The sequence below is a fragment of the Streptomyces sp. NPDC001604 genome (assembly GCF_042893475.1).
Taxonomy (GTDB): domain Bacteria; phylum Actinomycetota; class Actinomycetes; order Streptomycetales; family Streptomycetaceae; genus Streptomyces.
Genome location: NZ_JBIAUY010000010.1, coordinates 271,356 through 296,982 on the forward strand (window position 1 = coordinate 271,356; position 25,627 = coordinate 296,982).

The 25,627-nt window shown below is 70.8% G+C and carries 24 protein-coding genes; 14 read left to right on the plus strand and 10 right to left on the minus strand.

What is annotated here, in order from left to right:
• Positions 1-86 precede the first annotated feature (86 nt).
• The 4 genes from ACFY1E_RS27115 (at position 87) to ACFY1E_RS27130 (ending at position 4,922) form a co-directional block, all read left to right on the plus strand.
• On the plus strand, positions 87-1,010 hold the full coding sequence (locus ACFY1E_RS27115; RefSeq protein ID WP_389080142.1) for a MurR/RpiR family transcriptional regulator: 924 nt from the start codon (positions 87-89) through the stop codon (positions 1,008-1,010).
• A gap of 412 nt (positions 1,011-1,422) precedes the next feature.
• Entirely contained in the window at positions 1,423-1,797 is a 375-nt protein-coding gene (locus ACFY1E_RS27120) for a hypothetical protein (RefSeq protein WP_389080143.1), read from the plus strand.
• A 58-nt stretch (positions 1,798-1,855) separates the two neighbouring features.
• Positions 1,856-2,422, plus strand: coding sequence for an antibiotic biosynthesis monooxygenase (locus ACFY1E_RS27125; protein ID WP_389080145.1), 567 nt, complete (start codon positions 1,856-1,858; stop codon positions 2,420-2,422).
• A 202-nt stretch (positions 2,423-2,624) separates the two neighbouring features.
• Entirely contained in the window at positions 2,625-4,922 is a 2,298-nt protein-coding gene (locus ACFY1E_RS27130) for a SpoIIE family protein phosphatase (protein WP_389080198.1), read from the plus strand.
• Between the two features lie 20 nt (positions 4,923-4,942).
• On the opposite strand, the gene ACFY1E_RS27135 is transcribed toward ACFY1E_RS27130, so the two are convergent.
• On the minus strand, positions 4,943-5,629 hold the full coding sequence (locus ACFY1E_RS27135) for a peptidoglycan-binding protein (RefSeq protein WP_389080146.1): 687 nt from the start codon (positions 5,627-5,629) through the stop codon (positions 4,943-4,945).
• A 194-nt stretch (positions 5,630-5,823) separates the two neighbouring features.
• On the opposite strand from ACFY1E_RS27135, the gene ACFY1E_RS27140 reads away from it, so the two are divergent.
• Entirely contained in the window at positions 5,824-6,489 is a 666-nt protein-coding gene (locus ACFY1E_RS27140; protein ID WP_389080199.1) for a TetR family transcriptional regulator, read from the plus strand.
• 154 nt (positions 6,490-6,643) lie between these two features.
• Positions 6,644-7,057 (plus strand): zinc ribbon domain-containing protein, encoded by a 414-nt coding sequence (locus tag ACFY1E_RS27145; RefSeq protein WP_344401428.1) that lies wholly within the window; start codon positions 6,644-6,646, stop codon positions 7,055-7,057.
• A 7-nt stretch (positions 7,058-7,064) separates the two neighbouring features.
• Here ACFY1E_RS27145 and ACFY1E_RS27150 read toward each other — a convergent pair whose 3' ends face one another.
• Positions 7,065-8,408, minus strand: a complete 1,344-nt coding sequence (locus tag ACFY1E_RS27150) for a Gfo/Idh/MocA family protein (protein WP_389080148.1) — start codon at positions 8,406-8,408, stop codon at positions 7,065-7,067.
• Positions 8,409-8,596: 188 nt separating this feature from the next.
• Here ACFY1E_RS27150 and ACFY1E_RS27155 point away from each other — a divergent pair, with 188 nt between their 5' ends.
• Complete coding sequence (locus tag ACFY1E_RS27155; RefSeq protein ID WP_389080149.1) at positions 8,597-11,374, plus strand: hypothetical protein; 2,778 nt, start codon at positions 8,597-8,599, stop codon at positions 11,372-11,374.
• Positions 11,375-11,438: 64 nt separating this feature from the next.
• Here the strand turns inward: ACFY1E_RS27155 and ACFY1E_RS27160 are convergent, their stop codons facing one another.
• Genes ACFY1E_RS27160 through ACFY1E_RS27170 form a run of 3 tightly spaced genes read right to left on the minus strand, consistent with a single transcriptional unit; the run spans position 11,439 to position 13,834 of the window.
• Positions 11,439-11,825, minus strand: a complete 387-nt coding sequence (locus tag ACFY1E_RS27160) for a PPOX class F420-dependent oxidoreductase (protein WP_389080151.1) — start codon at positions 11,823-11,825, stop codon at positions 11,439-11,441.
• Between the two features lie 23 nt (positions 11,826-11,848).
• Positions 11,849-12,592: a type 1 glutamine amidotransferase domain-containing protein gene (locus tag ACFY1E_RS27165; protein WP_389080152.1), complete on the minus strand. Its 744-nt coding sequence runs from the start codon at positions 12,590-12,592 to the stop codon at positions 11,849-11,851.
• A gap of 42 nt (positions 12,593-12,634) precedes the next feature.
• Entirely contained in the window at positions 12,635-13,834 is a 1,200-nt protein-coding gene (locus ACFY1E_RS27170) for a MalY/PatB family protein (RefSeq protein ID WP_389080154.1), read from the minus strand.
• 159 nt (positions 13,835-13,993) lie between these two features.
• On the opposite strand from ACFY1E_RS27170, the gene ACFY1E_RS27175 reads away from it, so the two are divergent.
• The gene (locus tag ACFY1E_RS27175; RefSeq protein ID WP_389080155.1) at positions 13,994-14,824 is read left to right on the plus strand and encodes an SAM-dependent methyltransferase; all 831 of its coding nucleotides are present in this window, start codon (positions 13,994-13,996) and stop codon (positions 14,822-14,824) included.
• 115 nt (positions 14,825-14,939) lie between these two features.
• Complete coding sequence (locus tag ACFY1E_RS27180) at positions 14,940-16,322, plus strand: S1 family peptidase (protein WP_389080157.1); 1,383 nt, start codon at positions 14,940-14,942, stop codon at positions 16,320-16,322.
• A 4-nt stretch (positions 16,323-16,326) separates the two neighbouring features.
• Here the strand turns inward: ACFY1E_RS27180 and ACFY1E_RS27185 are convergent, their stop codons facing one another.
• The 3 genes from ACFY1E_RS27185 to ACFY1E_RS27195 form a co-directional block, all read right to left on the minus strand.
• Positions 16,327-17,160 carry an EamA family transporter gene (locus ACFY1E_RS27185; RefSeq protein ID WP_389080158.1) on the minus strand — a complete coding sequence of 278 codons (834 nt, stop codon included), beginning with the start codon at positions 17,158-17,160 and terminating at the stop codon, positions 16,327-16,329.
• A gap of 62 nt (positions 17,161-17,222) precedes the next feature.
• A complete protein-coding gene (locus ACFY1E_RS27190; protein ID WP_389080204.1) occupies positions 17,223-17,387 on the minus strand; it encodes a hypothetical protein in 165 nt (54 codons plus the stop codon).
• 111 nt (positions 17,388-17,498) lie between these two features.
• Complete coding sequence (locus ACFY1E_RS27195; RefSeq protein WP_389080160.1) at positions 17,499-18,659, minus strand: ROK family protein; 1,161 nt, start codon at positions 18,657-18,659, stop codon at positions 17,499-17,501.
• Between the two features lie 166 nt (positions 18,660-18,825).
• Here ACFY1E_RS27195 and ACFY1E_RS27200 point away from each other — a divergent pair, with 166 nt between their 5' ends.
• The 4 genes from ACFY1E_RS27200 to ACFY1E_RS27215 are packed head-to-tail and all read left to right on the plus strand — an operon-like array spanning position 18,826 to position 23,317.
• Positions 18,826-19,791 carry a carbohydrate ABC transporter permease gene (locus ACFY1E_RS27200; RefSeq protein ID WP_389080161.1) on the plus strand — a complete coding sequence of 322 codons (966 nt, stop codon included), beginning with the start codon at positions 18,826-18,828 and terminating at the stop codon, positions 19,789-19,791.
• A 19-nt stretch (positions 19,792-19,810) separates the two neighbouring features.
• Positions 19,811-20,728, plus strand: a complete 918-nt coding sequence (locus ACFY1E_RS27205; RefSeq protein ID WP_389080163.1) for a carbohydrate ABC transporter permease — start codon at positions 19,811-19,813, stop codon at positions 20,726-20,728.
• A gap of 10 nt (positions 20,729-20,738) precedes the next feature.
• Positions 20,739-22,088: an ABC transporter substrate-binding protein gene (locus ACFY1E_RS27210; RefSeq protein WP_389080164.1), complete on the plus strand. Its 1,350-nt coding sequence runs from the start codon at positions 20,739-20,741 to the stop codon at positions 22,086-22,088.
• A 29-nt stretch (positions 22,089-22,117) separates the two neighbouring features.
• Positions 22,118-23,317 carry a Gfo/Idh/MocA family protein gene (locus ACFY1E_RS27215; protein WP_389080166.1) on the plus strand — a complete coding sequence of 400 codons (1,200 nt, stop codon included), beginning with the start codon at positions 22,118-22,120 and terminating at the stop codon, positions 23,315-23,317.
• A 26-nt stretch (positions 23,318-23,343) separates the two neighbouring features.
• Here the strand turns inward: ACFY1E_RS27215 and ACFY1E_RS27220 are convergent, their stop codons facing one another.
• Together ACFY1E_RS27220 and ACFY1E_RS27225 are read right to left on the minus strand one after the other, a co-directional pair.
• Complete coding sequence (locus ACFY1E_RS27220) at positions 23,344-24,042, minus strand: L,D-transpeptidase family protein (RefSeq protein ID WP_389080167.1); 699 nt, start codon at positions 24,040-24,042, stop codon at positions 23,344-23,346.
• 200 nt (positions 24,043-24,242) lie between these two features.
• A complete protein-coding gene (locus ACFY1E_RS27225; RefSeq protein WP_389080169.1) occupies positions 24,243-25,040 on the minus strand; it encodes an SDR family NAD(P)-dependent oxidoreductase in 798 nt (265 codons plus the stop codon).
• A 49-nt stretch (positions 25,041-25,089) separates the two neighbouring features.
• Between ACFY1E_RS27225 and ACFY1E_RS27230 the strand changes: the two genes are divergently transcribed.
• The gene (locus ACFY1E_RS27230; protein WP_389080170.1) at positions 25,090-25,626 is read left to right on the plus strand and encodes a hypothetical protein; all 537 of its coding nucleotides are present in this window, start codon (positions 25,090-25,092) and stop codon (positions 25,624-25,626) included.
• The last annotated feature ends 1 nt before the right edge of the window (position 25,627 follow it).

A 25,627-nucleotide genomic window follows, 5' to 3' on the forward strand; every position in this document is an offset into this window, starting at 1 on the left:
CGGCGCCGGATGCCGCCGTACAAGCCCTGGTCACGACGGTGTGTGGGCTATGTTGAAGCACTGTGGGAGACAAAGGAGGCGCACCGGTGTCATCGCCGCAGCAGGCACGCGCACAGGCGTCCGCGATCACCTCAGGCAAGACGGCTCCGGAAGCCGAGGCCGCCCCGGCCTCCCAGCTCAGGACACTCTTCGACCGGCCCCGGCTCTCCCCCGGCCAGCGGCGCATCGCCCAGTACCTCATCGAGCACATCACCGAGGCGGCCTTCCTGTCGATCACCGACCTCGCCGAACGCGTCGGGGTGAGCCAGCCCTCGGTGACGCGGTTCGCCGCGGCGGTCGGCTTCAGCGGCTACCCCGCACTGCGCGAGAAGCTCCAGTCGATCGCCCTCGGCACCCTGGCCGGCGGGCCCGCAGCGACCGAGGAGAACGGCAGCAACGAGCTGCAGGCGGCGGTCGACGCCGAGATCGAGAACCTGGAGAACCTGCGGCGCGACTTCGCCGACCCCGACCAGCTGATCGACCTCGGCCGCAAGCTGTCGGAGTCCACGCCCCTGACCGTCCTGGGGCTGCGCATCTCCGTCTCGCTGGCCGAGTACTTCGCCTACGCCGCGCGCCGTATCCACCCTGACGTGCGGCTGGTGACACGGGGCGGCAGCGTCGCCTACGACGCGCTGTTGCAGTCGCGTGAGGCGGGCGGCACCTGGGTGCTGGCGTTCTCGATGCCCCGGCACGCCCAGGAGACGCTCACGGCCCTCCGGGTCGCGCGCAGCGCCGGTCTGAAGGTCGCCCTGGTCACGGACCTGGCGCTGGGGCTCGTGGCCGACGAGGCGGACGTCGTCCTCGCCACCGGCACCGGCTCCCGCCTGGTCTTCGACTCCTACGCGGCGCCCGGCGTGATCGCCGCCGCGCTGCTGCAGGCCATGACGGACGCCGATCCCGAGCGCACACAGGCGCGGCTCGAGGAGTACGAGCAGATCTCCGACCAGCACCAGTTCTTCCTGCGCGACTGATCCGGCGCCCCACACCGGTGTTACAGGGGAATTACAAAGGGACCTTTCGCAACATACTGCGCATGAATGTTTTCATGCTTCTTGCAAACCGGACGGCATATATAAATACTGCTCACGGATCGCGCACCGGCTCACTCCGGACACGTTCCGCACCCCTGTCCCCACCCGCATCAGCCCGGAGAAAGCCGACGGTCCGCCCATGCGCCTGCACCATCCGCCGCGCCGGCGCCGTCTGCTCTCCCGGGCTCCTGCACGGACACCCGAAGCCGCCGTCTCCTACCCGCGTCGGCGCCCAGGGTGTTCGGTCGGGCCTCGCCTCTGCGAGCGCCCTTGGCGGCCCCGGTCATCCCCTAGACCGGGGCCGCCCGCCCACGTCGGACCACCCCCACACGACGCCGCACACCCGGAAGCGATGATCATGCAACTGACGACCACGCGCATCAGCCCGGACTGGCCGTGCCAGGTCAAGACGCCCGGCTCCTACGACTGGGAGCGCTCGGCGGCCAAGTGGCTGCGCGAACTGGTGCCGGCCCGCTACGGCAGCTACCCGGCCCTGCTGCGCCACCCCGTGCTGCTGGCCCGCCATGCGCAGATCCAGGTGCAGCACGAGATCCGCGTCGCGCGCACCGCGCTGCAGACCGCACGCGCCGATCTCCCCGCGCTCGGCCTGCCCGAGTCGGTCATCGAGCACACGATCAAGCTCTACGCGGCGGAGGTGCTGCAGCTCCAGCACATCGCGCGCAGCGTCCGGGCAGTTACCCAGGCCCTGGTCGACTCGGGGCGCTGACCTCGGCAGCCGGGGTTGCACGGCATGAATCGCGCCACGCGTGGCACACGTGGTGAGCATGAGCACCACCCAGTTGCGCGGGCGCGATCCGGTCACCACGGTACTGACCTGGCAGGTGCGTCCCGGCCGGGAAGCGGAGTTCGAGCAGTGGACCCGTGGGATCACCCGCTGCGCCAGTCGGTTCCCCGGCAACGAAGGCGTCTCCTGGCTGCGTCCCGAGGACGGCCCGCGGTATCACGCGGTGCTGCGCTGGTCCGATCCGCAGCGTCTGGCGCGGTGGCTGGAGTCCACCGAACGGGCCGAGTGGCATGCGCGGATCGAGGGGATCGCCACGGAGGTGGGCGACGAGCGGCAGTCGACCACCGGGATGGAGACCTGGTTCAGCCTGCCGGGCACCACGGCACAGTCCCCGCCCCGCTGGAAGATGGTGCTGACCACGTTCCTCGGCGCCTATCCGTTCACCCTGCTCATCCAGTGGCTGGTGACGCCCCGCACCACGGCCTGGCCCCTGCCGCTCAGGGCGGCCGTGTTCCCGTGCGTGCTGCTGCCGGTGCTGACCTATCTGATCATGCCGCTGCTCAGCCGGTTGTTCCGGTTGTGGCTGTACCCGCCGCCGGACGACTGACGGGACGGGCGGACCCCGCGTCCACTTGGACACGCCGGCTCTTCTCCTTTCGAGTGAAGCCCGAGCAGGCTGGACCACGATCGAACCCGCCTGATTGTGCGATGCTCGACGCGTGACGAGTAAGCCCGCCACACCGGCGGAATCCCGCACCGCTGCCGACACCGTCGCGCTGGCCCAGGTCGTCGCCAGGCAGCGCGCCGAGATGGACCGGCTGCGCCACCTGGCGGCCATGTCGGCTGTCCTGGAGCAGGCCAAAGGTGTGGTCATGGCACTGACCGGCTGCTCCTCCGGCGCCGCGGAGGAGGAGCTGCAGCGGCGGGCCGAGAACGCCGGCCGCACCATGCTGGAGGAGTGCTGGATCACCCTCGGCAGCCTGCCGCCGCCGGGCGGTGCCGCCCCCGCCCCGGAGCCCGCCGTCCTGACCGAGTCCGCCGTGCCGCCCTCGCGGGACGCGGCCGCGGACTGGGGTTCCGCGGCGCTCGGCGCCCTGGGCAGGGAGCTCGTGCGTGTCACCACGCCGCAGGACCTCGCCTCCTGCCTGCTGGAGCAACTCGCTCCCGAGGTGGGCGCCGACGCGGTCGTGATCTACGCTCGATCGCCCGCCGGAGGGCTCGAACTGGTCGGCCACGCCGGCATCGAGGCCACCCTCGCCGCCCAGTGGCAGCAGATCCCGCCACTGAACCGGATGCCCGCCTTCGAGGCCCTGCGGGCGGGCGAGCCGCTCTGGCTGGAGGACGCCGCCGCGGACCGGAAGCATTACGTGCTGATCGGAAACCCGTCCGAACGCTGGGCGTCGCGCGCCTGGCTGCCGGTGCCGACCGGTGCCTCGCCGAGCGTCTGCATCGGGATCCTGCGCACCCGCAGCGGACCGTTCAGCGCCGGCGAGCGGGCTCATCTGCAGGCCGCCGCCCGGCTGTGCGCCGGACGTCTGCGGGACTTCTCGACCGGTCCGCAGGCCGCCGTCGACGCCGCCGAGACCGTGCAGGCCCTGCAGGCCGTCTTCGAAGCGCTGCCCGGCGCCGCCATGCTGCTCACTCCACTGGCCACCGCCTCGGGCGCGATCGACGACTACCGCATCGACGCCGCCACCGCGCAAGCCGCCGACGTGGTCGGCGGCGCCGGGCCCGAGCTGGTCGGCCGGCGGTTCCAGGAGGCCTGCCCGGCCCTGGCGGGCGAGCCACTGTGGCAGGGCCTGCGCAGCGCGCTGGCCGCCGGAAAGCCGTACGAGAGTGCGCCGTTCGCACACCAGGAGGTCGTGGACGGTGTCGCGGAGCTGTCCACCTACACGGTGCGGGCGGCCCGACTGGGCGACGGGCTGTTCGTGACATGGGTGCGGCACGGCTCCTCGGACCGGCAGGAACAGCGGCTCGCGGACGTGCAGCGGCTGGGAAGTCTCGGCTGGGCGAGCTGGAGCCTGGTCACGCACGAGGCCACCTGGTCCTCGCAGGTCTTCGAGCTCCTCGGCCGCGACCCCGGCGAAGGCCCGGTCGCCCTCACCGGCCTGCCCGGCCTGGCCCTGCCCGAGGACGCACCCGCGCTGGCCCGTGCCATCGGCGAACTCCTGGGCACCGGGCGCCCCTTCGACGTCCCGTTCCGCATCAGGACGGCGGAAGGGCTACGGCATCTGCGAGCCGTCGCCGAGGCCGTGCCGGACGCCGCCGGCAGGCCCGTCGAGGTGCACGGCGTCGTACAGGACCTCACCGCGCAGCGCAGCGCGGAGCTCGCCCTCGTCGAGAGCGAGCGGGCCGTGCTCACCCAGCACGACGTGCTGCGTGCCGAGCGGACACTGGCCGGCCGGCTGCAGCACGCGCTGCTGCCCCTGCCCACCCGGCCCGTGCGCCTGGCGGGGCTGCGCGTCGAAGTCGCCTATCTGCCCGCGCAGTCGGGCACCCACGTCGGCGGTGACTGGTTCAGCGCCATCGAACTGCCCGACGGGGACGCCCTCTTCGTGGTCGGCGACGTGGCCGGCCACGGCATAGACGCCGTCGCCACGATGGCCCAGCTCCGCTTCACCGCCAAGGGCATGGTCATCACGGGGTCCTCGCTGACGGGAGCGCTCGCCAGGCTCAACACGCTGCTGCTGCACTCCCGCGGACCCCACGGCACCGCGACCATGGTCCTCGCCCGCTACGACCCCGCCGAGCGCCGGCTGATCTGGGCGCAGGCCGGCCATCCGCCGCCCCTGCTGCTGCGCGACGGCCAGGCGCACTATCTCGACCGCCCCAGCGGCATCCTGCTCGGCGCGAGCACGGCGCCGGACTTCGCGGAGGCGGAGTTGTCCCTCGCACCCGGTGACCGCGTCCTCCTGTACACGGACGGCCTGGTCGAGCGGCCCACGGAGGACCTCGACCGGGGCCTGAAACGGCTCTCCGAGGCCGTTCTCGGCCACCACAGCGACGAGCCGGGCTCCCTGGCGCCCATGCTCGCCGCCATGCTGGAGGGTGAGCGGCGGGACGACGTCTGTGTGCTCGACATCCGGGTGCCCGCGGATCCGCGGTAGGCGGCGGTGCCTCCGCGGTGTCAGCCGGTGCCGGAGGCCGTCCGGGACTCCAGTGCCGCCCGGGTGTCGTTGCCGTAGACGCCGGTCTCGTCGCCCCGGATGCCGTACCAGAGCTGGAAGCGGGCCACCGCTGCCTCGAGGGTGGCGTCGTAGGTGCCGGCGGTGGAGCCGCCCGCGTAGACGTCCGGGATGCGCAGCAGGCGTTCCTGCAGATCGGTCACGGCGGGGCCGCTGTCACCCTCGCGGAGGGTGCCCGGGCCGTCGGGGTCCGACGCCGCGGAGGCGCTCGCGGTCGGCTCGGCGGACGCGGTGGGGCGGGGTTCCTGTGCGGACGCGGTGGGGCGGGGTTCCCGTGCGGCGGCGGCGTCGTTCCTGTCGTGCAGCAGCAGGGCGCCGCCGAAGCCGACGAGGGCGGCCGCGGCGACGGCGATCGTGACGGCGGCGCGGCGCAGTCCCGGCCCGAACCCGAAACGGCCGTCCTCGCTCGGTGGGCTGCCGTGGCCGGTGCGGACGGGCGGGAGTTCCTGTGTCTCGCCCTCGTCCCAGGACCGCGGGTCCGGCACGGCGACGGGCTCCAGGTCGCCGGCGCCCTGCTCCATCTCCTTGAACAGCTCCGCCAGGGCGTCGGTGCGGCGCGGGCGCAGGACCCGGATGGGCTCCAGCGGTAAACGGTCCTGCGGTGACCCGGATGCGGGCGGTATGGGCACAGTGCTCTCCTTCCGTCCCCGTTGCGGGGCCTCCGCCGTTCCCCGGGGAGTGATACGCGTCCTGCACCGCCACAGTTCAGCAGCTCTACAGGAGGACACTCAGTTCCCTTCGACAGCGCACTGAGTGCCATCCATGCCGCCCGGATGCTACTTTCCCGTTCATGAAGACGGAGCCGACTGCCGCGCGGCCACCCATGCGGGACGCCCTGGTCGCGGCGGCCTTCCAGCTGTTTCTCGAACGGGGCTACGAGCAGACCACGGTGGACGACATCGTGGCGCTCGCCGGCGTCGGGCGGCGGTCGTTCTTCCGCTACTTCCCCTCCAAGGAGGACGTGGTCTTCCCCGACCACGAGCGGTGCCTGGCCGAGATGACGGCGTTCCTCGCCGACAGCGGCGACGAGGACGAACCGGTGCAGCGGGTCTGTGACGCGGTGCGGATCGTGCTGCGCATGTACACCGAGAACCCGACCTTCTCCGTGCAGCGTTACCGCCTGACCAAGAAGGTTCCCGGGCTGCGGGCGTACGAACTCTCGGTGGTGTGGCGCTACGAGCGTGCCTTCGCCGACCATCTGCGTGGCCGCCTTGCGGGCCGTCCGGACGGGACGCTGCAGGCCGATGTGATCGCGGCGGCGGTGGCGGCCGCGCACAACAACGCACTGCGTTCCTGGCTGCGCTCGGACGGGCAGGGGGACGCGAGCGCGGCTCTCGACCACGCGCTGGGGTACGTGCAGCAGGCCTTCACCACGCCCCCGGCGCCCGAGGACGAGGAACCCGAGGACGTGGTGGTGGTCGTCTCCCGGCGTCGCGCACCGTTGTGGCGGGTGGTCCAGGAGATCGAGAGCGCTCTGCAGCAGGACTGACCGGAGTCGCATATTGAGGGTACGCAGTGTCTTTACGTATGACACTCAGTGCCATACATTGATGCCGTGCACGGTGGCACGGCGACCGCGCACGTGCGTGCACGGTTGACCCGCGCACGCGGGATTCCGGGCCGAGCGCAGGGAGTTGACCAGCGTGTACCACCACTCAGGAAACGTTGCCCGTCAGACAGCCGGCTCCGCGGCAGGCGTGCTCGATCCCCAGGCACCCGATGCGGACACCATCCTCTTCCAGCGTTGCACCTGGTGCGGCACCGCCATGTACCACCGGCTGCTGTGTCCGGTCTGCCAGGGCGGCGACCTGCGGACGGAGCGCAGCGAGGGCGTGGGCACGGTCCGCCACGCCACGATCGTGCACCGCAACACCCCCGCCGCCCGCAATGTGTCGCTTGTGGAGATGGCCGAGGGATTCGTCGTGCGCGGCAGGGTCATGGGCCCGCTGATCGGCATTCACAGCGGTGACCGGGTCCGGCTGTCGACGGCCAAGGACCCGGTCCGCGGCGAGCCGGTCTTCCAGCTGGTCGACGAGCCCTACCGCGCCTGGTCCTGACGCCCCCTCAGCTCCGCCACACCCCTGGGACCAGGTCCCGCACGGCCACGGGCCGTCCCGTCTCGAAGCACCGGTTGGCGGCGAGCCCCACGGCGAGAGCGAGGGCGCCGTCGCGCTGGGTGGCGGTGGGATGCCCTGCCGCGCCCTGATCCGGCGTACCGGGGTCCAGGGGTCCGAAGAGCGCGTCGAGCATACGGGGGTCTCCCCCGCCGTGGGCCTCGTGGGCGGCGTCGAGCGGCACCTCGACGGGCGGCCGCCACAGCGGGCGCAAGGTGAGCCGTGCACCGCCCGCGTGCTCGGCAGCCGTGTCTCCGTGCAGCGCACCACTGTCCGAGGCGGCCGGGGTCCGCGGCTGCGCCCAGCGGCTCTCCTCGACCTCCAACTCCAGGCGGCCGGCGCTGCCGTTGAACATGACGCGGTAGCCCTCCCACGGCGAGTAGGCGGTGAGGTGGTAGGTCATCGTCGCCCCGCGCGCGTAACGGACGAGGACCGCCATGTCGTCCTCGATGGTGACCGGGCCGCCGAAGACATTGCGGTCGCGGAGGTAACCGTCGTCCCCTTCCGCGTCCAGATACAGGGCGCGCAGGGTGTCGTTGCCGGCCAGGTCCAGCGCGAAGGGGTCGTCGGCGGCCGCGGCGGCCCCGTGGGCGCGGTCGTAGTCCCGGCGCAGTCCGTGGCGTTCGCCCGCTTCCGTGCCGTAGAAGCCGAGCCGCCCGTAGCCGAAGACCTCGTGCGGCTCGTCGGCGAGCCACCAGTTGACCAGGTCGAAGTGGTGGCTCGACTTGTGCACCATCAGACCGCCGCTGTTGTGTTTCTCGCGGTGCCAGCGGCGGAAGTAGTCGGCGCCGTGCCGTACGTCGAGGACCCACTCGAAGTGCAGGGACAGGATCTCGCCGATCGCGCCGTCGGCGAGCAGCGCCCGCACCTTCTCGTGCACAGGGTTGAAGCGGTAGTTGAAGGCGACGGTGAGGGGATTGCCGGTCGCCCGCACCGCGTCGAGGATGCGTGCGCAGCGTTCCGCGTCGACGGTCATCGGCTTCTCGGTGACGACGCGGCAGCCCGCCTGCAGCGCCGGAACGATGTAGCGGTCGTGTGCGGCGTCGACGGTGGTGACGACGACCTCGTCGATGGCCTCCTCGGCGAGCATGTCGGTGAAGCGGTCCGGTTCCCACTCGGTGGCTGCCGGTTCCCCGGCGACGGTCAGCGCCCGGTTGTGGAAGGCCATCCGCGTCGGGCTCGGGTCGCACAGGGCTGCCACGCGATGGTCGGGGCGGGCGGCGAGTCCCCGTACGAAGGTCTGGGCGCGGTGGCCGGTGCCGACGACGGCGGCGCGCAACGGTGTTCGGCTCATTGGGGGGTCCTGTCCCGCGGTCCCGGCGTCCATGCCTGGTCGTCTGGGTCGGCCTGATCGCATCACCGGGCACCTGCCGAATCGTCGGTCACAGGCAACCCACAGGTCCCTCCTGCCGTCCTCTGAAACGCGTGACGCCCCCGGCTGACCAACGGGGGTGCTTTTGCTCGGTACTTGAGGAGGGGACCTTGTTCCGTGCCCGGCGAATATGGGTGACCGCTGCGGCGGTGCTCGCGGTGGCGGGGGGATCGCCAGGACTGGCCCAGGCGGCACCGCAGCCCGACGCAAGACCGTCAAGCACAGTTGGCGACCAGAACGACGGCCTGCCACCCGGCTGGCGGATCGCCGGCAAGGGTGAGGCCCGGCAGCTCGTCTGGCGCTCGACCGCCCCCGTGCCGATGGGAGACGTCCGCGTCGAGTTCTACTCCGGGGACCGGATGCTGGGCGTCCCGCAGCCGGACAGGGACGGCCGCACGTTCCGTCTCGGCCTCGGGCGAGGCGCGGCGGCAACCGGGCTGGCGGGCCTTCACGTGCGCGCCGCGGGGCGGGAGTTGGACGCCGCGGGCCGTAGCGAGACCCCGGGCGGACGGCGCTCCGCGGCGGCTGCGCCGCCCGCCCGGCTTCCCGCGAACTCCGTGGACCCCGGCAAACCGGGCCAGTACGCCACGACCACCGGTGAGTACGACCTCGACCCCGTGAAGCTGCCCGGCTTCCCCCAGCCGGTCGAGATGCGTGCCGTGGTGGTCGCCCCGAAGGGCGCCACCGGCCACCGGCCGCTCGCCCTGTTCCTGCACGGCCGCCACTCCACCTGCTACACGCGTACGAACGTGACCGGCGACTGGCCCTGCCCGCAGGGCACGAAACCGATCCCGAGCTACCGGGGCTATCTCCGCGACCAGCGGCTGCTGGCCTCGCAGGGCTATGTGACGGTGTCGATCTCGGCCAACGGCATCAACGCCCAGGACGACGCGGCCGAGGACGGCGGCGCACAGGCCCGCTCCTCACTGGTCCGCGAGCACCTGGCCCGCTGGGCCGGCTGGGCCGCCGACCCGGGCTCGGCCCCCGCGGCCGTACGCAACGCACCGCCGGCCGATCTTTCGCGCGTGCTGCTCGTCGGCCACTCCCGCGGCGGCGAGGGCGTCAACCGTGCGGCGATGGACAGCCTCGACCCGCCGCCCGCCGCGCAGGACGGCTACCACGGCCCGGTGCGCTGGCACATCCGCGGCACCGTCCTCATCGGACCGACGATCTTCGGCCAGAACCCGGTCGCGGACGTACCCTCGGCGACGATCCTGCCGGGCTGCGACGGCGACGTCTCCGACCTGCAGGGTGAGGTCTACGTCGACGGCACCCGAGCGGTCAGCCGGGGTGCAGCGCTGCACAGCGCGGTGTACGTGGTGGGCGCCGACCACAACTTCTTCAACACCGAGTGGACCCCGGGTCAGGCGCAGGCGCCCGCCGAGGACGACTTCTACGACGACCCGGACCACCGCGACCCGGTGTGCTCGCCGGGCACCGCGACCCGGCTTTCCGCGAACCAGCAGCACAAGGCGGGCAGCACCTACATCGCGGCAGCGGCCCGGCTCTTCGTGGCCGGGGACGACCGGGTCCGGCCCCTGCTCGACGGCTCGGGCCGACGGGCGCCGTCGGCCGATCCCGCGCGGGTGCTCACGCACGCGGTCGGGGCGAACCGCGAAGGCGGGTTCCTGCCGGACGGCAAGGTCACGGTGACGGGCGGGCGGCTGTGCTCGGCCGCCGATCCGGACGACCACGTGGCCTGTCTGGGATCCCGTGTGAAGGGCGCCTCGCCGCACTTCGCACGGTGGGAGACGGACCGTGAGGTCGGCCGGCGCGCGGTCGCGCTGCACTGGTCGGCGGCCGGGTCGGCGGTCCGGGTGCGCCCGGATGCGCCGGTGTCGCTGGGCGGCGCCAAGGACCTCGCGCTGCGTGTGATCGTGCCGCCCAACTCGACCGGCACCAGGCTCGACGTCTCCCTCACCGACACCCACGGCAGGCGGGCCACCCTCGGCCGCACGACTGTCGACGGCCTGCCGGGCACGGAACGGACGGCTTCCCACTGGGCGCGCGAGGTCCGCATCCCGCTGTCGGCGGCATCCCGGGCCGGTCTCGACCTCAAGCACATCAAGTCCCTTGACCTGACCCCGCGTTCGCGCTCCGGGCAGGCCTGGCTGATGGACGCCTGGGGCTGGCGCCCGGGCACTCCCGCGGTTCACGAGGCCCCGCTGGCACGTGTCGACATCGGCCGCACGACCGTCAAGGAGGGCGACTCGGGCGTCCGCACGTACCGGGTACCGGTGGAGGTGTCCGGGCAGGGCAGCGGGCAGGTGCGGGTGTACGTCGTCGACCCGGTCACCGGCAGGGCCACGGCACGCCTGGTCACGGTGCATCCGGGCGGGCACGACATCGACGTACCGGTGGAGGTGAAGGGCAACACGCGCTACGCCTACGACGTGGACCACACGGTGATCGTCAAGGCCGTGCGGGGCGCTGTCATCGGCTCCTACCGCGGCGGTGTGACGGTGCAGAACGACGATCCGATGCCCACGATCACCGTGGCGCCGGTGGCGGACCGGGTGGTCGAGGGGAACCCGCTGAAGTGGAAGGTGTCCCTGTCCCAGGCCGCGGACGTGGACCTGAGCCCGATGTTCCTCGTCGCCCCGGTCACGGGCGGCCCGGAGCTGTCCACCAAGGACGTCGACCCGGCGTGGCTGGCCGGCGCCTCGGGCGAGTCGCCGGATCCGGAACGTCCCCTGTCGCAGATCCATTACCTCTACCTGGGGGCGAACGTGCCCAAGGGGAAGCTGAGTGCGCAGGTGTCCCTGCCGACGGTCAAGGACCGGGTGACGGAGCCGGCCGAGTCCGTGCGCTTCCAGCTGACGAACGACAACGGTGATCCGCTGCCCGGCGGGCCGGTGCTGACCGGCACGGTGCTCGACGGCTCGTAGAGCACGGCTCGCCGTCGTGACGGCCGCGTGGTCCTCCCGGGAGGACCACGCGGCCGTACGCGTCTCAGGCCTTCAGCGTCACGCGGATGCCGACGGTGCCCTTCAGACCGCGGCGCAGCCGGCTGCCGAGCAGGGTGAGGCGGCCGACGATGCCGTACTTGCGGGCGATGAGCTCGCGGTAGCGGGCGACGGTCGCCTCGTCGACGATCTCCGCGGTGGCCGGGAGTTGCGCGCCGGTGGGGTTGCCGCGCAGGTCGCAGGGCCCGACGAGGATGTCGCCGCGAGCGCGGATCCGCTTCACCTTCCAGGAGTCGGCCGCCGTCCACACCCCGAGCGTGTCACCGTCCCGCACCGCCCACACCGGCGTGGCAACCGGCGTACCGTTCTTGCGGTAACTGGTGACCAGCACGTACTTCCCCGCCCCGAGCCGCTCCAGCGCCGTGTTGTCCATACCCGAAATTCTAGGCAGACAGCTCACACGAGGAGCTGGATGAACCGGCGGGCGAAAAGATACGCATCCCCCGGCCACCGCGCCGACAGAAAATTGCGGTCCTGCACGACAAAGGCGTAGGTGTCGTCGTCTGCGGTACCCCTCTGGGTCAAAACCCGGGGACCCCGCTCGAACTGCTCGGCCGGCTCGGCCAGAGCAGACCGCACCTCGTCCTCCACATACGCCGGGTACGTCCGGTAGTACCGTCCGAGCCGCCACGCAGTGGTCAGGTAGGCGGTGCGCTCCATGTACTTGGGCAGGCAGGTCGTGCGGCGGTCGGCGAGGACACTGCGTCCCGTAACGGAATCCCGGGTACGGGCCGGCACGAGCACCCCGTGGCAGATCGCACCGACCGGCCGCTCCAGCGCCCAGAACCGGGCGACCTGTTGTTGCAGCTCCGTCGAGCCGAGGTACTGCCGCATGCCGGGCGCGTGTCCGCCCGGCAGCAGGAGTCCGTCGTACTCGGTGACGTCCACGTCGGCCCAGGCGACCGTGGCGGTGAACTCCGGTGCTGCGGTGAGCTGTTCGTAGAACCGCTTGGGTTCGTCCTCGGCGCCGAGCTGTCCGAAGAGGACACCTGTCAGCAGCCGTGGATCGGCCGCGGGCCGGGTCCCGGCGCGCTCGGTGGCGAAGACGATCTCGTGCCCGGCGTCGGTCAGCAGTCGCCAGGGCACGGCGACCTCGGTGACGTCGAAGTCGTGGTCGGGGAGGGGGATCAGCACGCGCATGGGGCCATCATGCAGGGGTGTCACGTGTCCATGACACCCCTGTCAGGCCATCTGGGGGCCGGTTCGGGCGAGTGCGGCCGCCATCCGCCGGACACCCTCCGTGATCAGCTCGGGCGAGGTCGCCAGGTTCAGGCGTACGTGCCCTGCCCCTCCGGTGCCGAAGGGAATCCCGGAGTTCAGGGCCACCCTCCCCCGCTCCAGGAACACCCGCGCCGGATCCTCACCGAGGCCGAGTCCGCGGCAGTCGAGCCAGGCCAGGTAGGTGGCCTGGGCCGGAAGGCAGGAGATGGCGGGGAGGTGTTCGGCGAGCAGGTCGGCGAGCAGGCGCCGGTTGTCGTCGAGACCGGTGAGCAGCGCGTCCAGCCATGCGGTGCCTTCGGTCAGGGCGGCCGTGTGGGCGATGACGCCGACGTGGCTGGGGCCGTGGCCGACCTCCTCGGGCAGCCGGGCGAGGTCGGCGGCGGCCGCGGGTCCGGCGATCGCCAGGGCGGCCTTCAGCCCGGCCAGGTTCCACGCCTTCGACGCGGACATGAGGGACAGGCCGCTCTCCCCGCCGGGGACGCTCAGATACGGCACGAAGTCGGCGCCCGGGAAGGTCAGCGGCGCGTGGATCTCGTCGGCGACCACACGGACGCCGTACCGGTCGGCGAGGGCGGCCACCGTGCCCAGTTCCCCGGCGGTGTGCACGGTGCCGGTCGGGTTGTGCGGGCTGCACAGCAGATAGGCGGCCCGGCGACCGCCGGCGACCGCCTGCCGGAAGGACTCTTCCAGCGCGTCGAAGTCGATCCGCAGGTCCGCCCCGAGGGGAGCCTCCCGCACCTGCCGGTCCATGTGCTCGATGAACTGGTAGAAGGGCGGATACACGGGCGAGTTGACGATCACCGGGTCCCCGTGCCCGGTGACCAGCTTGAGCATCTCGACGACGCCGAGCATGACGTCGGGCACGATCGCGGTGCGCTCCACGGCGAGACCGTCCCATCCCCAGCGCTTCTCCGCGAACCCGGCGAGCGCCTCGGCGTAGGCGGTGCCCGCCGGGTAGCCGGTGTCCCCGAGCGCGAGCGCCTCGGTGACCGCGCGGACGACGGGTTCGGCGAGGGGCACGTCCATCTCGGCCACCCACAGCGGCAGCACGTCGGCCGGGTAGGTGCGCCATTTCATGCTCGTACGACATCGCAGGCTCTCGAGGGAGAGTGCGCGCAGGGGGTTCGGTTCACCGGACGGCGCATGCGGGGTGCTGGTCATGGGGCAAAAGATAGGGGCTGCGGTGTGACCTGGCACGACCTGGAAACGCCTGCCGGGAAAAGATCCGTACCGCCCTCTCGGCAGACGCCAACACGGCCGTCTAGATTGCCGTTCGACGTCGTACACAGCGCACCATCAGGCACTCCAGGAGCAGAGCCCGTGACGGAGAACCCGGCAGCCACCGAAGATCCCGCCGCGGCGCTGCGCAGCCGCATCGACACGCTGCGCCCGCACACGGCCCGGATCTGGAACTACTGGCTGGGCGGCGGCGACTACTACGAGGTCGACCGCATAGCCGGCGACCGGATCCGTGAACTCCATCCGGCCATCGGTGAGTACGCCCGCGCGGACCGCCTCTTCCTGGGCCGTGCCGTGCGTCATCTGGTGGCGGAGGCAGGGATCCGGCAGTTCCTCGACATAGGCACCGGCCTGCCCACCGCCGACAACACGCACGAGGTCGCCCAGCGTCTCGCCCCCGATGCGCGGATCGTCTACGTCGACAACGACCCGCTCGTCCTGGCACACGCCCGCGCCCTGCTCACCAGCTCCCCCGAGGGCCGCACGGACCACCTGGACGAGGACCTGCGCAATGTCGACTCGATCCTGGAGCGCGCCGCCGACACGCTGGACTTCACGCAGCCGGTCGCGCTGATGCTGCTCGGTGTGGTCATCTTCATCGGCGACGACGAGGACCCGTACGGCATGGTGCGACGGCTCATGGACGCGCTGCCCTCCGGCAGCCATCTGGTCCTGTCCCACACCATCACGAGCCCCGAGCTGTCGGAGGTGGACGAGGCGGTCCGGTTCTGGAACGAGCACGGCGTCCCGGCGCTGACCCAGCGCACCCCCGAGGCCGTGGCCCGTTTCTTCGACGGTCTGGAGCTTCTGGAGCCCGGTGTGGTCTCCTGCTCACGCTGGCGGCCGGAGCCCTCGGAGGCGGGTGAACCGCAGGAAGTGGCCCTGTACGGCGGGGTGGGCCGCAAGCGGTGAGAAGATCGCCCACGCGCTGAACGCGACCGGCCCCGGCCACGTATGGAGGGAGGGTGCTCAACGACCGGAGGGCCCCGCGGTGTTCGCGCCGCGCGTTCGGGTTCGGGAGCCATGCATGAGGCACGCACGACGACGGATCGTCCGGCGAGTGACGCGACTGGCGGCCGTCGGCGGACTCCTCCTGGGAGGAGCGATGGTGACGCAGGCCGCCATGGCGAGCGATACTCCCGGTACCTCCGCCCTCCCGCTGAAGGCCTCGGGGACCTCGCCCAACCCCGGTGCCGCACTGGTCTCCAAGCTCGGCACCTCCCGTACGGCGGGCACCTGGATCGGCGCGGACGGACGTCCGGTCGTCGCGGTGACCGACGACGCGGCGGCGGCCGAGGTCAAGCGTGCGGGCGCCGAGGCGAAGATGGTGTCGCACAGCATGAACGAGCTCAAGGCCGCGACGTCGACGCTGCGTGCGGCGCCCCGGGTCGCGGGCACGGCCTGGGTCATGGACTACCGCACGAACCAGGTGGTGGTGCAGGCCGACAGCACCGTCTCGTCGACGGACTGGTCGAAGATGACCAAGGTCGCGGGCGGCATCGGCAGCTTCGTCCGCATGGAACGCACCCAGGGCACCTTCACCACCCGTCTCAACGGGGCGTCGCCCATCCTGTCCACCGGCGGGCGCTGCTCGGCGGGCTTCAACGTGACCAACGGGCAGAGCGACTTCATTCTCACCGCCGGGCACTGCGGGCCGACCGGGTCCGTCTGGTTCGCGGACAACCAGGGCAACCAGCAGCTGGGCAAGACCGTGCAGCAGAACTTCCCCGGCAGCGACTTCTCGCTGGTCCAGTACGCGAACGGCGCGGCGGGAGCCGGGGCCGACATCGTGGCCATCGGCAACGGCAACGGGGTGCGCATCACGGGAGTGGGCGATCCGGCCGTCGGGGAGCGGGTGTTCCGCAGCGGCAGCACCAGCGGTCTGCACGACGGCGAGGTCAAGGGGCTCGACGCCACGGTCAACTATCCGGAGGGCACCGTCACCGGCCTCATCGAGACGAACGTGTGCGCCGAACCGGGTGACAGCGGCGGCCCGTTGTTCTCCGAGGGCATCGCGCTGGGCGTGACCTCGGGCGGCAGCGGCGACTGCGCGTCGGGCGGTACGACGTTCTTCCAGCCGGTGACGAAGGCGATGCAGGCGCTCGGGGTGCAGTTGATCGTGTCGAAGCAGGCCGCCGCCGGGCAGGGTGCCGCGCCCTCCTCCGCGCCGTCCCCCTCGGCCACGCACAGCGCGATCGCACCGAACGCGGCCTCACCCGGCTCCTCGACTCCCGTGACGGGGATCTCGGACGGTTCGACGCTGCTGACCCGGCTCACGGACCCCCAGAACATCGGTCCCGGGATGCTGGTGATCGGAGGCAGTCTGCTCGCCCTGGTGGCCACCCGCTGGATCCGCGCCGAACAGGACCGCAAGGCGTACCGGCGCTACTACTCGGCCACCTGGGGGTGAGGGATCAGCCGAGGGTCAGCAGAGCCGTGGCGGCCGCGGCGCCCAGCAGGCCGGCCGTCTGACGTGGGGTGACGCGTTCGTGCAGCAGGGCCAGGCCGAGGACGACGGGAAGTGCCGGGTAGAGGGAGGCGAGGACCACGGCGACGGCGAGCAGCTGCCGCTGGGCGGCGAGCAGATAGAGGATCAGCCCGAGGGCGGCGCCGGCGCCGACGAGGAGGGCCTGGGCGGTGAGGCGTCCCGGCAGCCGCAGATGGTGTCGGTGCCGGGTCGCGGTGGGCAGCAGCAGGAGCACGGCGGCGACCCGGCCCGCCGCCACCGGCCACAGTCCGGCGGAGGTTCCCGCCAGTCCGAGTGCGACGTACTGCACGGCGACCCCGGCACTCGCCAGCAGACCGTCCGCCACCTGCCCGCACGCGCCCCGACCGCCGGCTCCCCCGCCGGCGACGAGCCAGAGCGCGGGGACGGTCACCACGATGCCGGTCCAGGCCAGGGCGCCGGGGCGGTCGCCGAGGACGAGCACCCCGCACAGCACGGACAGGGCGACGCCGGTGACTGCGCTGACGGGCACGACGACGCTCATCGCGCCGCGGCTCAGTCCGCGGTTGAGGAAGTGCATGGCGGTTCCGCTGCCGACGCCGGACAGGGCTCCCCAGAGCAGGTCGACGGGGCGGACGGCGTCGGCGGGCACCAAAAGGGCGGCCGTGCTCGCAAGGAGCAGGCCGCCCAGCTGACCGAGGAAGGTGATCGAGGTGAAGGGCGCACGGCGGGACAGCAGCCCGCCGGAGAAGTCGACGAGGCCGTAGCAGACCGCCGAGGCCAGTGCGAGGAGAGGGCCCATCCGGTGTGGGGTGCCCCGGTCGGGGGCTCCGATGCGCGGCGGCGGGCCTCAGCGGGTGGTGCTCAGGCCGGCTGCGGGGCCGCGGCGGCCCACTCCAGGACGAGGCGCTGGTACTCCTCGCGCTGCTCGCCGCTCAGTGTCCCGCCCGACCGGCGCCACAGGGCCCGGATCTCCTCGTTGACCTCGGCTGCCGAGCGATCGGAGACGGGTTCAACAGTGGTGGACATGCTGTGAAGCATACGGCTCCGGAGGTGAAGGCGCTGTGAGTAAGGCGACATCAAGCAGGCATATCGGACGTGTTGCTGATCACGTCCATCTGGTCGCCCGAGCCCCCGAGTTCAGGCTTCCGCCGCCCCCAGCACCAGCACCTGGATCGCCAGGACGGCCGCGCCGCGGGCCCAGTCGTGGAAGTCGGACACCTTGGTCTCCAGCGGGACCGGGCCGGCCAGCGGATGCCGGTGGGCGGCGATCGTCTGCCGCACCGTGTCTCCGGCCACATCCATCAGGCCGACGCCCTCGCCCGCAAGAAGGATCTTCTGCGGCATGACGAAGTTGGCGATCTGGGCGACCAGGATGCCGAGGGCTCGCGCCGCCTCGTCGATGACGCGGGCGGGCATGGGTTCACCGGCTGCGGCGAGGGCGAGGATCTCCTCGTAGCTCCGGTCGCGGCCGCAGGCGGCCCGGACCTGGTATCGGATGCTGGAGATGGTCAGCAGGGAGACGGCGCTGCCGCGTTCGCCGTCCGGGGTGAGCGGCCCATTGGGGTTGATGATCCAGTGGCGGCCGAAGCCGCGGTCCTCCTCCGCGCAGGAGACCCGTTTGCCGCCCAGCACCAGCCCGTAGCCGATGCCGGCACCGATGGTGAGGACGACGAAGCGCTCCAGGCCGCGCCCGGCTCCGAACCAGGTCTCGGCCTCGACGAGGGCGGCGACGTCGTTCTCGACGACGACAGGGAGCCCGGTGCGCTCCTCCACCAGCCCGGCCAGCGGCACGTCCCGCCAGTGCAGGAACGGCGACTCCCCCACCACGGCCCGCTCCTCGACCAGACCGCCCACGCCGATTCCGATGCCGGCCAGTCGCGGATGGACACGGGCGAGTTCGTCCGTCATCTCGGCGAGCACATCGGCGACTTCGGCCGGCTCGTGGGTGGTGAGCGGGCGGTCGTAGCGGGCGACGATGTCGCTGCGGAGGGTGGTCACGACGCCGTAGACCATGTCCTCAGTGATCTTGAAGCCGATGAAGGAGCGGGACTCGGCGACGACGGCCAGTGGCTGCGAGGGGCGCCCCTGACGTACCTCAGCCGGGGCTCCGGCCTCGGCGACCTCGATCAGCAGGCCGGACTCGATCAGCGGTTTGGTGAGCCGGGTGAGGCTGCCGGCGGAGAGGTCGAGCCGCCGGGCGAGTTCGGTACGCGACAGCGGGCCGTTCACGAGCACCTCGATCGCCACCGAGCGCTCACCCGGGCTCAGCGGAAGCCAGCTGTCGGCAACTGTGGTCATGAAGGCCAGACTCCCACATGATTTTTTTGCCATGAAAGCAACCAGGCCAGAATAGCGCCCTCGATCCGCGAGAGAAAGAATCGAGCAGGACTCTTGACGCATTGATTCTTTCACAACAAAAGTAAGTGACCTGAGGACGAGCCGCCGCAGACGAGGGAGTCTCCCGATGACCGTCGCCTCCAGCAGCCCTCCGTCGCGCCTGTCACTGCGCGGCCAGGAGAGGGCAGGGACCGAACAGAGGACACGACGGGCCAGGGCCCGTGAGAACGGGGGCGACGGACGGCTGGCCGCGGTGTTCATCGCGCCGGCGCTGCTGGGCTTCACGGTCTTCCTGCTCTGGCCGACGCTGCGCGGCATCTATCTGAGCTTCACCCGCTTCAACCTGCTCACCCCGGCCGAGTGGGTGGGCCCGGACAACTACATACGGATGGTCCACGACCCGATCTTCTGGGAGTCGCTCAAGGTCACCGTCGAGTACGTGGTCATCAACATCGGTGTCCAGACGGTGGCGGCGCTCGCCGTCGCGGTGCTGCTGCAGCGGCTGACACAGTCGGCCGTGCTGCGCGGGATCGTGCTCACGCCGTATCTGATGTCGAACGTCGTGGCGGGCGTCGTCTGGCTGTGGATCCTGGACACCCAGCTCGGCATCGGCAACCAGATCATCGGGGCGCTCGGCTTCGACCACATCCCGTTCCTCGCCGACGAGCACTGGGCGATTCCCACGATCGCGCTGATCAATGTGTGGCGGCACGTCGGATACACGGCGCTGCTGCTGTTCGCCGGGCTCATGGCCATCCCGAACGACATGTACGAGGCCGCCCGGGTGGACGGCGCGAGCGAGTGGCGGATGTTCTGGCGGATCACGCTGCCGCTGCTGCGGCCGGTGCTGGCGGTCGTGCTGATCATGACGGTGATCGGCTCGTTCCAGGTGTTCGACACCGTCGCCGTGACCACCATGGGCGGCCCGGCGAACGCCACCAACGTGCTCCAGTACTACATCTACGGCGCCGCCTTCGGCCGCTTCCAGTTCGGCTACGCCTCGGCCATGTCCGTGGCCCTGCTCCTCGTGCTGAGCGCGATCACGTTCCTGCAGTACCGGCTCACCCGGGCCGGACAGAGCGACCTCGGCTGACGGAAGGGAGAGAGACCACATGGCTGCCGTGGCAACCACCACGACCGTACGGCCCACCAGGCGCCGCACCTCCATCGGCCGGATCGTCGCCTGGGCGGTGATGGCCGCGATCCTGCTGATCACGCTGCTGCCGTTCTACTGGATCCTGCGCACCGCGCTGTCCACCAACACCGCGCTCGCCGCCCATCCCGGCAATCCCCTGCCGGTGGACCTCACGACGGGCGGCTTCGAGCGGGCGCTGGGCCTGCAGTCGGCGAAGGAGGCGATCGCGCAGGGCGGCGCGGGGGGCGGGCTGAAGTTCTGGCGCTATCTGCTCAACTCGGTGATCGTCTCGACGGTGATCACCGTCTGCCAGATCTTCTTCTCCGCCATGGCCGCCTACGCCTTCGCGCGCCTGAGGTGGCGCGGCCGTGACAAGGTGTTCGGGCTGTTCCTCGCCGGGCTGATGGTCCCCGCGATCTTCACGCTGCTGCCGAACTTCGTGCTCATCAAGCAGCTCCACCTGGTGGACACGCTGTTGGGCATCGCCCTGCCGACGATGTTCATGACGCCGTTCGCGGTGTTCTTCCTGCGCCAGTTCTTCATGAACGTCCCGCGCGAGGTCGAGGAGGCGGCCCTGCTGGACGGCGCCGGCAAGGTGCGGATCTTCTTCCGGGTGCTGCTGCCGATGGCGTCCACGCCCATCCTCACCCTGGGCGTGCTGACGTACATCACCTCCTGGAACGACTACTTCTGGCCGCTGATGGTGTCCTACAGCGACAGCTCCCGGGTGCTGACGGTGGCGCTCGCCATCTTCCGGGCGCAGACCCCGCAGACCGGCTACGACTGGTCCGGTCTGATGGCCGCGACGCTCATCGCCGCGCTTCCGATGCTCGTGCTCTTCGGGTTCTTCGCGCGCCGCATCGTCAGCACCATCAGCTTCACCGGGATCAAGTAAGGGGACTGGCATGCGAGTTCGGATGCGAAGCGCCGTGGCGCTGACCGGCGCGCTGGCGCTGTCGCTGGTCGCCGGGTGTGCGAAGGGCGGCGGGGCGGGAGCGGGCGCGAACACGGTGACGTACTGGTTGTGGGACTCCAACCAGCTGCCCGCCTACCAGGCCTGCGCCAAGGGGTTCGAGAAGGAGAACCCGGGCCTGGACGTGAAGATCAGCCAGATGGGCTGGGACGACTACTGGACCAAGCTCACCGCGAGCTTCATCGCGGGCACACAGCCCGACGTCTTCACCGACCACATCCAGAAGTTCGGCCAGTTCGCCGACCTGAAGGTCCTCGAACCGCTGGACGACCTCGGCATCGACCCCGCCGACTACCAGTCGGGGCTGGCCGACAACTGGATCGGACAGGACGGCCATCGCTACGGCGCCCCCAAGGACTGGGACACGGTCGCCCTCTTCTACAACACGAAGATGACGAAGGCAGCGGGCCTCACCCCGCGGCAGCTCAACTCCCTGTCCTGGAACCCGAAGGACGGCGGCAGCTTCGAGAAGGCCATCGCGCACCTGACGATCGACATCCACGGCAAGCGCGGCGACCAACCCGGCTTCGACAAGAAGCACGTCAAGGTGTACGGCCTCGCGACCGGCGGTGGCGGCGACGGCGACGGGCAGACGCAGTGGAGCAACTTCGCCGCGTCCGCGGGCTGGAACTACACCGACAAGAAGCGGTGGGGCACCAGGTACGACTACGACAGCAGGACCTTCCAGTCCGTGATCAAGTGGTACTTCGGGCTGGCGAAGAAGGGCTATCTGGCACCCCTGACGGACTACAGTGCGGGCGCCAACCCGGCCAACGCCCAGGTGGCCGCGGGCAAGGCGGCGACCGCTTTCGACGGCGCATGGATGATCTCCACGTACTACGCGATGAAGGGCATCAAGGTCGCCACCGCCTCCACCCCCGTCGGCCCGACCGGCAAGCGGGCCACCATGATGAACGGCCTCGCCGACTCCATCTCCAAGAACGCCCACAACAAGCAGGGCGCCAAGAAGTGGGTGCGGTACCTGTCCTCGGACGCCTGCCAGAAGATCGTCGGGCGTTACGGCATCGTCTTCCCGGCGACCCTCGCGGGGACGAAGGCGGCGGTGGCCGCCTACGGGAAGAAGGGCATCGACGTCACGGCGTTCACCAAGCCGGTCGCCGACAAGAAGGACTTCAGGACCTTCACCTTCCCGATCACCGACAACGCGGCGGACGTGTACGCGCTCATGCACCCGGCCATGCAGGGAATCTTCAGCGGCGACAAGTCCGTCACCAGCCTCGACCAGACCAACGACCAGATCAATCTGATCCTCTCGCAGTGATCTCCCGACCAGTGAAGGACACGCCTTTCATGACGTTCTCGCTCGGCATCGTCGGTGCCGGCCAGTTCTCCGGCCAGTTCGCCACCCTCTTCCAAGCCCATCCCGGCGTCAGCGACGTCTACGTCACCGACCTCCTTCCCGAACGGGCCGAACAGCTCGCCGCCGCACAGCAGTTGGCGGGCACCTTCCCCTCGTACCAGGCGATGCTGGAGTCGGAGGCCGTCGACGCGGTCGCCATCTTCACCCAGCGCTGGACCCACGGACCCCTGGTCCTGCAGGGCCTGGGCGCCGGCAAGCACGTGTACTCCGCGGTGCCGATGGCGATAACCACCGAGGAGATCGCCGCCATCATCGACGCGGTCAAGGCGACCGGTCTGACGTACATGATGGGCGAGACCAGCCAGTACAACCCGGCGACCGTGCACGCCCGCAACCAGATCGCCGAGGGCGCCTTCGGACGGATCTTCTACGCCGAGGGCGACTACGTCCACGACATGGACCTCGGGTTCTACGAGGCCTACCAGTACAGCGGCGGCGAGAACTGGAAGCAGACCGCCAGCTATCCCCCGCTGCTCTATCCCACGCACTCGGTGGGCGGTGTGCTCGGCGCCTGGCAGACGCACGCGGTGAGCGTGTCGGCGATCGGAGTGGTCGACGAGCGCGGCGACGGCGTCTTCGACAGGGACATCAGCCAGTTCGGCAACGACTTCTCCAACGCCACCGCGCTGTTCGAGGTGGCGGGCGGCGGGTCCTTCCGCACGAACGAGTTCCGGCGGGTGGGCTATCCGTCGCACATCCGGGAGTCGCGTTTCCGATTCTTCGGGACCGAGGCGAGCATGGAGCAGCTCGCCACGGTGGCCCTGTGGCAGGACAAGAAGGGGGTGAAGGACATCAGCGAACTGCTGGAGCCCAAGCCCACCCTGTCTCCTGACGACCCGTCACTCCAGCACATCGCGCCGGATCTGCGGGCCGCCTTCACCTCGGGTTCGGCGCCGGTGCACGACCGGGCGCGGCTGCCGCGGGAGTTCGACAACCTGCACAACGGGCACGAAGGCAGCCACCACTTCCTCGTCGACGACTTCGTGACCGCCGTGAACACGCGGTCGCTGCCGTCGGTGAACGCTTGGGTGGCCGCCCGCTACACCCTGCCGGGCATCGTCGCGCACGAGTCGGCGCGGCAGGGCGGGGTCAGGCTGGAGATCCCGGACTTCGGGGACGCCCCGCAGTAGGCGGCGTGCCGGGGCCGGGTACCTGCTCAGGTGCCCGGCTTACGGCCGTAGACGAAGACGTCGTCGCCGGTCTTCAGCAGGTCCCAGTACTTCTTGGCCGTGGTGGGGGTCATGTTGACGCAGCCGTGCGAGCCGGGCGGGTTCCACATGCTGAGGTTGACCGAGTGGAAGGCCTGGCCGCCGTCGAAGAACTGGCTGTAGGGCATGGGCACGTTGTAGATGTTCGAGACGTGGTTCTTGTCCCGCCAGTAGATCTTCTTCAGGCCGGTGCGGGTCTCGTAGCCGTCGCGGCCGGTGCGGACCGGGACGGGACCGTAGACGAGCCTGCTGCCGTCCTGGATCCAGCTGAGCTGCAGGGTGAGGTTCACGCAGGCGATGCGGCCCTTGTTGGTCGGGCACGCGCCGTCCCTGTTGGGGTTGTTCCCGACGGCCCTCTGCTTGGTCATGAGGTCCATCACACCCCAGGTGACGGAACCCGCGTACCCGATGTTCGGGGTGATGCCGTGCTTGGTCTGGAAGGCCTTGATCGCCTTGCAGTCCGTCGCGGACTGCTTGCCGTCGACGGTCAGGCCGAGGAACTTCTCGACCTGCTTCTGGTAGGGCCCGGTCTGTGTGGTGCAGCCGGTGGCCGCCTGCGCGGGCGCCGTCCCCAGCGCGAGTGCGAGCGGCGCCACCAGTCCGGTCAGCCCGAGTGCGACGGCACCCCGTCTGCGTATGTCCCCCATGGCAAGCCTTGCCTTTCGTACGGTCGGATTCGGTCGGATCTGCGATCTCTGCCAGCTAGACCGGCGTCCGGCGCGATCGGTTGCAAGGCCTCCTCACGATGCGACGAAACGGTGACATTCGCAGTGCCGCAGGTCACAGCGTGATGCACGCCCCACCTCGGGCCGCCTGCGCCCCTTGTTTCTCGCCTGCCCCGCGAGCCTCAGAGGTCCCGGCTCTGTCGTGTCGTCCTGAGGAATCCCGTGTTCACCGCGGTGAGGCCGCCGTCGACCGTGAGCGAGGTGCCGGTGATCCAGGACGCCTCGCGCGAGGCGAGGAAGGCGACGGCGGCGGCGATGTCGTCCGGCTCCCCGACCCTGCCGAGCGGATAGAGCGGACACAGGGCCTCGAGCTCGTCCTCGCGGCCCTCCCACGCCGAGGTGCGCACCGTGCCGGGCATCACGAGGTTGACGCGGACGCCCCGTGCGGCGACGTGCGCGGCCATGGTGCGGGTGAGGGAGACCAGAGCGGCTTTGGCTGCGCTGTAGGCGTGGTTGCCGAAGTCCTGAAGGGCGTTGACGGAACCGATGTTGACGACGGCACCGCGGCCGGAGCCGGTCAGGTGCGGGAGGGCTGCGCGGCAGCAGCGGTACGTGCCGGTCAGGGTGATGTCGAGGTCGCGCTCCCAGGCCTCGTCCGGGCCGTCCTCGAACAGCGGGGTGTCGGGGGTGCAGCTCGCCGCGCTGTTGACCAGGACGTCGAGCGAACCGAAGGCGTCCACGGCATGCGCGACGGCCGCCTCCACCGAGGACCGGTCGGCCACGTCGCACCCCGACGCCTCTGCGGCCAGGCCCTGTTCACGCAAGGCTGCCGCGGTCCTGGTCGCCGCGCGGGCGTCCACGTCGGTCAGCAGCACCCGCGCCCCTTCCTCGGCGAGCCGCCGGGCGACGGCGGCTCCGATGCCGCGGGCGGCGCCGGTGACGAGAACTCCGTGTCCTGCGAAGCGCGTTGCGTCCGTCATGGATCGCACCGTAGTGCCACGCCGATCAACTGGGCCGATACTGTGCGGCATGTCCGCGTTCATACAGCAACTGCCTGCGCTCATCGGCGTCGTCATCGGAGCGCTCGGTTCGTATCTGGCCGTCGTGCGCAGCGACCGCGCCCGCTTCCACCGAGAGCAGACGGTCCGCTGGGAGGAGCGGCGGCTCGCGGTGTACGCCGACTACGCGAGCGCGCTGAAGAAGTCCGTCACACTGGCGTGCCGAGCCGCGTCCCACCTCGGCAACGACCCTCACCCGCATCCCTTGTCCCCCGAGGAGGTCGCACCGCTGCTGGCCGAGGCCACTCTGGGCCGGGATCCGGTGGGAGAGGCGCTGCTTCTGCTGGGGAGTCCGGAGGTGGTGGAGAAGGCTCGGGGCTGGGTCACGGTGGTGCTGGAGATGGAGCAGTTCCTGCGCGAAGGGACTCGCGATCCGGCGGGATGGCAGGCGCTGGTGGAGCGGCATCGCACCGGACGTGACGGCTACTACGTCGCCGTACGCGACGACTTGGCCCTGCCACCGGGCCTCTCGGTGCGGTGGCAGCTGCCGCCGGTGTCCCCCTCCTGAT

What these genes read in the sequence shown, in the direction of transcription:
- ACFY1E_RS27150 (WP_389080148.1), bottom strand. Translation starts at nt 8,408, where the DNA reads ATGAGCCGAACACCGTTGCGCGCCGCCGTCGTCGGCACCGGCCACCGC.
- ACFY1E_RS27185 (WP_389080158.1), bottom strand. Translation starts at nt 17,160, where the DNA reads ATGGGCCCTCTCCTCGCACTGGCCTCGGCGGTCTGCTACGGCCTCGTC.
- ACFY1E_RS27170 (WP_389080154.1), bottom strand. Translation starts at nt 13,834, where the DNA reads ATGACCAGCACCCCGCATGCGCCGTCCGGTGAACCGAACCCCCTGCGC.
- ACFY1E_RS27195 (WP_389080160.1), bottom strand. Translation starts at nt 18,659, where the DNA reads ATGACCACAGTTGCCGACAGCTGGCTTCCGCTGAGCCCGGGTGAGCGC.
- ACFY1E_RS27180 (WP_389080157.1), top strand. Translation starts at nt 14,940, where the DNA reads ATGAGGCACGCACGACGACGGATCGTCCGGCGAGTGACGCGACTGGCG.
- ACFY1E_RS27140 (WP_389080199.1), top strand. Translation starts at nt 5,824, where the DNA reads ATGCGGGACGCCCTGGTCGCGGCGGCCTTCCAGCTGTTTCTCGAACGG.
- ACFY1E_RS27165 (WP_389080152.1), bottom strand. Translation starts at nt 12,592, where the DNA reads ATGCGCGTGCTGATCCCCCTCCCCGACCACGACTTCGACGTCACCGAG.
- ACFY1E_RS27125 (WP_389080145.1), top strand. Translation starts at nt 1,856, where the DNA reads ATGAGCACCACCCAGTTGCGCGGGCGCGATCCGGTCACCACGGTACTG.
- ACFY1E_RS27215 (WP_389080166.1), top strand. Translation starts at nt 22,118, where the DNA reads ATGACGTTCTCGCTCGGCATCGTCGGTGCCGGCCAGTTCTCCGGCCAG.
- ACFY1E_RS27190 (WP_389080204.1), bottom strand. Translation starts at nt 17,387, where the DNA reads ATGTCCACCACTGTTGAACCCGTCTCCGATCGCTCGGCAGCCGAGGTC.
- ACFY1E_RS27200 (WP_389080161.1), top strand. Translation starts at nt 18,826, where the DNA reads ATGACCGTCGCCTCCAGCAGCCCTCCGTCGCGCCTGTCACTGCGCGGC.
- ACFY1E_RS27160 (WP_389080151.1), bottom strand. Translation starts at nt 11,825, where the DNA reads ATGGACAACACGGCGCTGGAGCGGCTCGGGGCGGGGAAGTACGTGCTG.
- ACFY1E_RS27120 (WP_389080143.1), top strand. Translation starts at nt 1,423, where the DNA reads ATGATCATGCAACTGACGACCACGCGCATCAGCCCGGACTGGCCGTGC.
- ACFY1E_RS27225 (WP_389080169.1), bottom strand. Translation starts at nt 25,040, where the DNA reads ATGACGGACGCAACGCGCTTCGCAGGACACGGAGTTCTCGTCACCGGC.
- ACFY1E_RS27130 (WP_389080198.1), top strand. Translation starts at nt 2,625, where the DNA reads ATGGACCGGCTGCGCCACCTGGCGGCCATGTCGGCTGTCCTGGAGCAG.
- ACFY1E_RS27220 (WP_389080167.1), bottom strand. Translation starts at nt 24,042, where the DNA reads ATGGGGGACATACGCAGACGGGGTGCCGTCGCACTCGGGCTGACCGGA.
- ACFY1E_RS27230 (WP_389080170.1), top strand. Translation starts at nt 25,090, where the DNA reads ATGTCCGCGTTCATACAGCAACTGCCTGCGCTCATCGGCGTCGTCATC.
- ACFY1E_RS27205 (WP_389080163.1), top strand. Translation starts at nt 19,811, where the DNA reads ATGGCTGCCGTGGCAACCACCACGACCGTACGGCCCACCAGGCGCCGC.
- ACFY1E_RS27210 (WP_389080164.1), top strand. Translation starts at nt 20,739, where the DNA reads ATGCGAGTTCGGATGCGAAGCGCCGTGGCGCTGACCGGCGCGCTGGCG.